At 66.0% G+C, this 6,579-nt stretch carries 6 protein-coding genes and 1 tRNA gene; 4 read left to right on the forward strand and 3 right to left on the reverse strand.

What is annotated here, in order from left to right; genetic code table 11:
- Positions 1 to 98: 98 nt before the first annotated feature.
- Together RT513_RS02220 and RT513_RS02225 are read right to left on the reverse strand one after the other, a co-directional pair.
- Positions 99 to 761 carry an alpha/beta hydrolase gene (locus RT513_RS02220; RefSeq protein WP_088216255.1) on the reverse strand — a complete coding sequence of 221 codons (663 nt, stop codon included), beginning with the start codon at positions 759 to 761 and terminating at the stop codon, positions 99 to 101.
- Positions 758 to 1,402 (reverse strand): DNA-3-methyladenine glycosylase, encoded by a 645-nt coding sequence (locus RT513_RS02225; RefSeq protein ID WP_290689793.1) that lies wholly within the window; start codon positions 1,400 to 1,402, stop codon positions 758 to 760. Before RT513_RS02225 ends, RT513_RS02220 begins: the two co-directional genes overlap by 4 nt.
- Positions 1,403 to 1,495: 93 nt before the next feature.
- Here RT513_RS02225 and RT513_RS02230 point away from each other — a divergent pair, with 93 nt between their 5' ends.
- Positions 1,496 to 2,698 (forward strand): MFS transporter, encoded by a 1,203-nt coding sequence (locus RT513_RS02230; RefSeq protein WP_290689795.1) that lies wholly within the window; start codon positions 1,496 to 1,498, stop codon positions 2,696 to 2,698.
- Entirely contained in the window at positions 2,695 to 3,105 is a 411-nt protein-coding gene (locus tag RT513_RS02235; protein WP_088216258.1) for a VOC family protein, read from the forward strand. Before RT513_RS02230 ends, RT513_RS02235 begins: the two co-directional genes overlap by 4 nt.
- Here RT513_RS02235 and RT513_RS02240 read toward each other — a convergent pair.
- Entirely contained in the window at positions 3,074 to 4,714 is a 1,641-nt protein-coding gene (locus RT513_RS02240) for an acyl-CoA synthetase (protein WP_290689797.1), read from the reverse strand. The two genes, RT513_RS02235 and RT513_RS02240, sit on opposite strands and share 32 nt — an antisense overlap.
- 160 nt (positions 4,715 to 4,874) lie before the next feature.
- Here RT513_RS02240 and RT513_RS02245 point away from each other — a divergent pair, with 160 nt between their 5' ends.
- The gene (locus RT513_RS02245) at positions 4,875 to 5,900 is read left to right on the forward strand and encodes a LacI family DNA-binding transcriptional regulator (protein WP_290689799.1); all 1,026 of its coding nucleotides are present in this window, start codon (positions 4,875 to 4,877) and stop codon (positions 5,898 to 5,900) included.
- A gap of 82 nt (positions 5,901 to 5,982) precedes the next feature.
- A tRNA-Arg gene (locus RT513_RS02250) sits at positions 5,983 to 6,058 on the forward strand.
- Positions 6,059 to 6,579 lie beyond the last annotated feature (521 nt).

A 6,579-nucleotide genomic window follows, 5' to 3' on the forward strand; every position in this document is an offset into this window, starting at 1 on the left:
ATGCCAGCAATCGGTGACAGTTGCGTGACGAGCTTCCCGCCGGGGCTTTCCGGGAAGGGCTTCCCCGGCCGATCGCCCGGCTGCGGTCCCCGGCAGGCTCAGACGGGAAGCACGTTGCGGAGGAACTGCATGGCGACGGACAGGCCATCGGGCGCGATCCCGTGCCCCACTCCAGGGGAGGTATGGGTATAGACCTCGAACTCCGCATGGGTCAGGGCGTCGGCGGCGCGGGACATATCCTCATAGGGAACCATCTCGTCCCGGTCGCCATGGACGAGCAGAACGGGCGGCCGGCTGACCGTTTCGGCGGCAAGACGCTCGGGCTGGAGCAGCCTGCCGGAGAAGCCGACGACGCCCGCCATCTGCGCCTTGCGGCGCGGCGCCACGTGCAGGCTCATCATCGTGCCCTGCGAAAAGCCGACCAGCGCCAGCGCGGAGGCAGAAAGCCCCTCCTCCGCGAGTCTCGCATCCAGAAAGGCGTCGAGATCGGCCACGGCGGCCTCGAAGCTCACCCGTGCAACCTCCTCGGGGGAGCCGTCGAGCCGGGGGATGGGAAACCACTGGTAGCCGAAAGGGTTGCCCAGCGACCGCTCCGGCGCGTTGGGCGCAACGAACACGGTATCGGGCAGATGCGGGCCGAGCGGCTCGGCCAGCCCCAGCAGATCGGCACCATCCGCGCCGTAGCCGTGCAGAAAGACGACAAGACTTTTCGCCTTGCCCGAACGTGCGGCCTTCCGACCGAATTCCAGATCGCGCGTCATCTGATACCCTCCCTCTGCTTGGCCACCCGGTAGTAGGCCCAGAGCAGACGGGCCGCAACTCCCCGCCAGGGCGACCAGTCCTCGGACATGCGGCGCAGCTCCTTTTCCGAGGGACGGCCCTCCATCTCGAACAGCAGCCGGGCGGCTTCCTGCAGCGCGAGATCGCCGGGCGCAAAGACATCGGCGCGGCCAAGCGCAAACATCGCATAGATCTCCGCCGTCCAGCGACCGATACCGGGCACGGCGACGAGGGTGGCGACCACCTCCTCCAGCGGGGCATCCCGCAGCAGGTCGAAGTCGATCGCCGCCTCTGCCAGCGCGCGGGCATAGCGCGCCTTCTGCCGCGACAGCCCCGCCCCCCGGAGCGCGTCATCCCCGGCCAGCAGAATGGCCTCCGGCGTGACCAACCCGGCAGCGGTGAGGCGGGCCATGATGGCATCCCCCGCCGCCACGCTCACCTGCTGGCTGACGATGGCGTCCAGGAGCGGCGGGAACCCGTCCGCCCGCCGGCGCAGCGGCAGCGGCCCCGTCAGTTCCAGCGCGCGGGCAAAGCGCGGATCACGAAGGGCAAGCCATTCCGCCCCCTCCGCCACGTCATCCTCGATGAGAATGAGCCTGCCTATGTCACGGATATCGTTCATGGGCCGATCATGGCCGGAGCCTTCGGCCTCCGCAAGCCACCTTCCCTTCGGCAAGGACCGGGACTACGCATTGGGTAAAACAAGGGATCGCCCATGGCCGACACCACCTCCCCCCGCATCCGCCGGAACGTGCGCCTGCTCATCGCGGCGCAGGCGATCCTCGGCTCGCAGATGCCGATGATCTTCGCCATGGCGGGGCTGGCCGGGCAAAGCCTTGCCAGCAACCCCTGCTGGGCCACGCTGCCGATCTCGGCCATGGTGTTCGGCTCCATGACCACGGCGCCGTGGCTCTCGCCGCTCATGCAGCGACGGGGGCGAGCGGCGGGGTTCGTGCTGGGCGCGATGGCGGGAGCGGTGGGCGCGGCGCTGGCGGCGGTGGCGCTCTGGACATCCTCCTTCTGGCTGCTGGTGCTGGGCGGCTACTTCAGCGGCATCTATCAGTCGGCGCAGGGCTTCTATCGCTTCGCCGCCGCGGACGAAGGCGCGGAGGCCGACCGGGCGCGCGCCATCTCCCGCGTCATGGCGGCGGGTCTTGTGGGCGCGATCGTCGGCCCGCAACTGGTGACGCTGACGGCCTTCGGGCTGGTCGTGCCATTCGTCGCCTCCTATCTGGTCATCGTGGTGCTGAACCTTGCCGGTTCGCTGCTGTTCGCCTTTCTCGACATGCCCCCACCCCGCAAGGCAGCGGAGGGCGGCAGACCGATGCGGGAGCTGCTGCGCAATCCCGCCATCGTGGTCGCCATGATCTGCGGCATGGTTTCCTATGCGTTGATGAACCTCGTGATGACGTCCACCCCGCTGGCGGTCATCGGTTGCGGTTTCGGCCAACGGGAAGTGTCGGGGATCATCACCGCGCATGTGCTGGCCATGTTCGTGCCGTCCTTCTTCACCGGAACGCTGATCGCGCGCTTCGGGGTCATACCGATCATCGGCACGGGGCTGGCGATCCTGACCGGGGCCGGCCTCGTGGCGCTGACGGGGGTGACGCTGCCGCATTTCTTCGGGGCGCTGATCCTGCTGGGCGTGGGCTGGAACTTCGGCTTCATCGGCGCCACGGCGCTGCTCACCCGCTCCCACAGGCCGGAGGAGCGGGGCCGCGTGCAGGGGCTGAACGATCTTCTGGTGTTCGGCGGCGTGACGATGGCCTCGCTGTTCTCGGGCGGGCTGATGAACTGCACCGGTGCAGGCAACGCGGCGGGAGGCTGGAGCGCGGTGAACCTTGCCATGCTTCCCTTCCTGCTGCTCGCGGGCGGGGCGCTGGTCTGGCTCGCGCGGAGCGGGCGGCAGGCGGCATGATCCGGGCCTTTCACCACGTCGCCATCATCTGCGCCGATTACGACCGGTCCCGCGCGTTCTACACGGAGGTGCTGGGGCTGAGCATCATCGCGGAAACATGGCGGGCGGAGCGGCAATCCTGGAAGCTCGACCTCGCCCTGCCGGGAGGCGGACAGATCGAGCTTTTCTCCTTTCCGGGCGCCCCGCCCCGCCCCGACCGGCCGGAGGCGCAGGGGCTGCGCCATCTCGCCTTTGCGACAGAGGACATCGGCGAGGCCGTGAACCGCCTGAGCGCGGCGGGCGTGGCCTGCGAACCCATCCGCATCGACGGCATCACCGGCGCGCGCTTTACCTTCTTCCGCGACCCGGACGGGCTGCCGCTCGAGCTTTACGAGGTCACGCCACCTTGGCCTGCTCCCGCAGCCTGAACTTCTGCACCTTGCCTGTCGAAGTGCGGGGGATGTCGGTGAAGATCACCACGCTCGGGCATTTGAACCGCGCAAGGTGCTGGCGGCACCAGTCGAGCATCTCCTGCTCCGTCGCCGTCTGCCCCGGTTTCAGCTCCACATAGGCGGCGGGCGTCTCGCCCCACTTTTCGGAGGGATGCGCGATCACGGCACAGACCATCACCGCGGGATGGGCATAGAGAACGTTCTCCACCTCGATGGAGGAAATATTCTCCCCGCCCGAAATGATGATGTCCTTCGACCGGTCCTTGAGCTGCACATAGCCGTCCGCGTGCATGACGCCGAGATCGCCGGAATGGAACCATCCGCCCGCAAAGGACTCCTCCGTCGCGTGGGGGTTCTTCAGATAGCCCTTCATGACGATATTGCCGCGGAACATCACCTCGCCCAGCGTCTCACCATCGGCGGGCACCGGTTCCATCGTCTGGGGATCGCGGACCGACAGCCCCTCCAGCGCCAGATACCGCACGCCCTGACGCGCCTTCCGCGCCGCTTGGCCGGCAGCGGGCAGTGCGTCCCAGTCGTCATGCCATTCGTTGACGACCGACGGCCCGTACGTCTCCGTCAGCCCGTAGATATGCGTGACGGCAAAGCCCGCCTCCGCCATCGCGGCGATCACCGCCTCGGGCGGGGGTGCGCCGGCGACGTTGAACCGCACCGTGCCGGGCAGATCCCGCCGCTCCTCCGGCCGGGCGTTCACCAGCGTCGCCATGACGATCGGCGCCCCGCACAGATGCGTCACGCCAAGATCGGCAATCGCGTCGTACATGGCCTTTGCCCGCACCCAGCGCAGGCAGACATGCGTGCCGCCCTGAATGGCCAGCGTCCAGGGGAAGCACCAGCCATTGCAGTGGAACATCGGCAGCGTCCAGAGATAGACCGGATGGCGCCCCATCTCCGCATGGATCGTGTTGGCATAGGCCATGAGCGCCGCGCCCCGGTGGTGATAGACGGCGCCCTTGGGATTGCCCGTCGTGCCAGAGGTGTAGTTGAGCGCGATGGCGTCCCATTCGTCCTGCGGCGGAAGCCACTCGAACGCCTCCGACCCTTCGGAGAGAAATGCCTCATAGTCGACCTCGCCGATGGCCGGACCCTTGGCATAGGGACCATCCTCCGGGAAATCGGGGTCGTCATAGCAGATGACCAGCAGATCGACCTGCGCCATCGCCAGCGCCTCGCGCGCGACGTCGGCGAACTCCCGGTCCACGATGAGAACCTTCGACTCCGCATGATCGAGCTGGAAGGCGATGATCGCCGCGTCGAGCCGGGTGTTGATCGAATGCAGCACCCCCCGTGTCATCGGCACGCCGAAATGCGCCTCGACCATGGGCGGCACGTTGGGGAGCAGCACGCTCACCGTATCGCTCCGTCCGATCCCGCGTCGCGCCAGCGCGGAGGCAAGGCGGCGGCAACGCTTCCACAGCGCGTCATAGGTGAGCCTGAAGCCACCGTTCACCACGGCCAGCCTGTCCGGGTAAACCGCCGCCGCACGCTCCAGAAAGGAGATCGGCGTAAGCGCCTGATGGTTGGCCGGGCCGCGGTCCAGAAAGTGGTCGTAGGCTGATGACATGTCGTTCCTCCCAGAAGCGGATCACAGTGTAGACCACGAAAATCGGCAGGGCGAGAGGGGCGGCCGTCGCGGAACGTCAGGTCGCGGGGCCCTCGCGGTTGCCTACTTGGAGAAAACACGCCGGGGGAGTAAAGATGCAGGATAGAGGAGAGCTTATCCCGTGTCAGACACCAACGCGCCCCCGGAAAACCGCCGCCCCCTGACGCTACGCGACGTGTCCGAAGCCTCCGGGGTCAGCGAAATGACGGTGAGCCGCGTGCTGCGCGACCGGGGGGATGTCTCGGAAGCGACCCGTGCAAAGGTCCGCGCCGCGGCTCGTGCGCTGGGATATGTGCCGAACCGCATCGCGGGCGCATTGGCTTCCCAAAGGGTCAATCTGGTCTCCGTCGTGATCCCTTCCCTCTCCAACATGGTGTTTCCCGAGGTGCTGTCGGGGATCTCCGACCGGCTCGTCGGCACACCGCTGCAACCCGTGATGGGCGTTACCGACTATTCCGACGAACGGGAGGAGGGCGTGCTCTACGAAATGCTCTCCTGGCGGCCGTCGGGCGTCATCGTCGCCGGGATGGAGCACAGCCCCGCGGCCCGTGCCATGCTGGTCAATTCCGGCGTTCCGATCGTGGAGATCATGGATGTGGACGGCGACCCGATGGACTCCGTCGTCGGCATCTCGCACCGGCGCGCGGGGCGGGAAACGGCAGAAGCGATCATCGCATCGGGCTATCGCCGCATCGGCTTTCTGGGAACCAAGATGCCCTATGACCACCGCGCACGGAAGCGGATGGAGGGGTTTGAGGAGGCGCTGGCGGAATCAGGTCTCGCACTGGCGGATCGGGAATTCTACTCCGGCGGCTCCGCCCTGCTGAAGGGCCGGGAGATGACCGAAGCCATCATGAGCCGGACACCTGATATAGATTTTCTCTATTATTCCAATGATATGATTGGCGCTGGCGGGCTGCTTTGGTGCCTGGAAAAGGGCTTTGACGTGCCCAACCGCATCGGGCTCGCGGGGTTCAATGGGGTAGAGCTGCTGCAAGGGCTACCCTGCCGTCTCGCCACAATGGATGCCGGTCGTCGGGAAATCGGCGAGAAGGCCGCCGAAATCATCGCCACCGGGCTTTCCGGTGTCCGCATCGAGTTGACACCGAAACTCCTGCGCGGCGATACGATCAGGCCCGCGCGTTGAGAGATCCTCATGTTGAAAGGCTGGCGCGTTGACCCCTCCACGGGGTTGCGCAGACAGCCATTTTCCGCGACAACCACCACACGGCCCCGTAGCTCAGGGGATAGAGCGACCGCCTCCTAAGCGGTAGGTCACAGGTTCGAATCCTGTCGGGGCCGCCATTTTTCCTAGCTTTGTTGCCAATTGGGCATAAGTTTGCACGAAACGGGCACAAGTTTGCACACTCCCTGTCAAGCGGATTCGACGGATGAGATGGGGGAAACCCTATAATTCTCTGATTTCATTTGAATAATATCGGATCATTGCCTGATCGAGGGGCCTTTGTAGGCGATACCCTGTATAGGTCAGGAAAAGGCAGCGGCCCCCACCTCGTTGCCAAGATGCGTGCCGCTGACCCATTCGATCGCCCCAATGGCCGGATCCAGCCGCATCGGCAGAGGATTTCCCTCGACCAATCTGGGCTGGAGGCACAGCACGGTCGAGATTCTTGTAGCATCGATCCCAATGGATCTGGATTTGTGCCTCCGCCGAGTGCTCGGGCGCACATTGGGGGACCTGACGATCGGTGGTGCCCCTCCTGCGGGAAATGAATCATAAGCGGCCGAAAGGATCCGCGATGCAACTCCTGGGTCACGTCCGTCGAGGTTGTGTAATTTCCCGGATGGCCTGAGGTCATGATCAG

Source organism: Haematobacter sp., assembly GCF_032102465.1.
Taxonomy (GTDB): Bacteria; Pseudomonadota; Alphaproteobacteria; order Rhodobacterales; family Rhodobacteraceae; genus Haematobacter.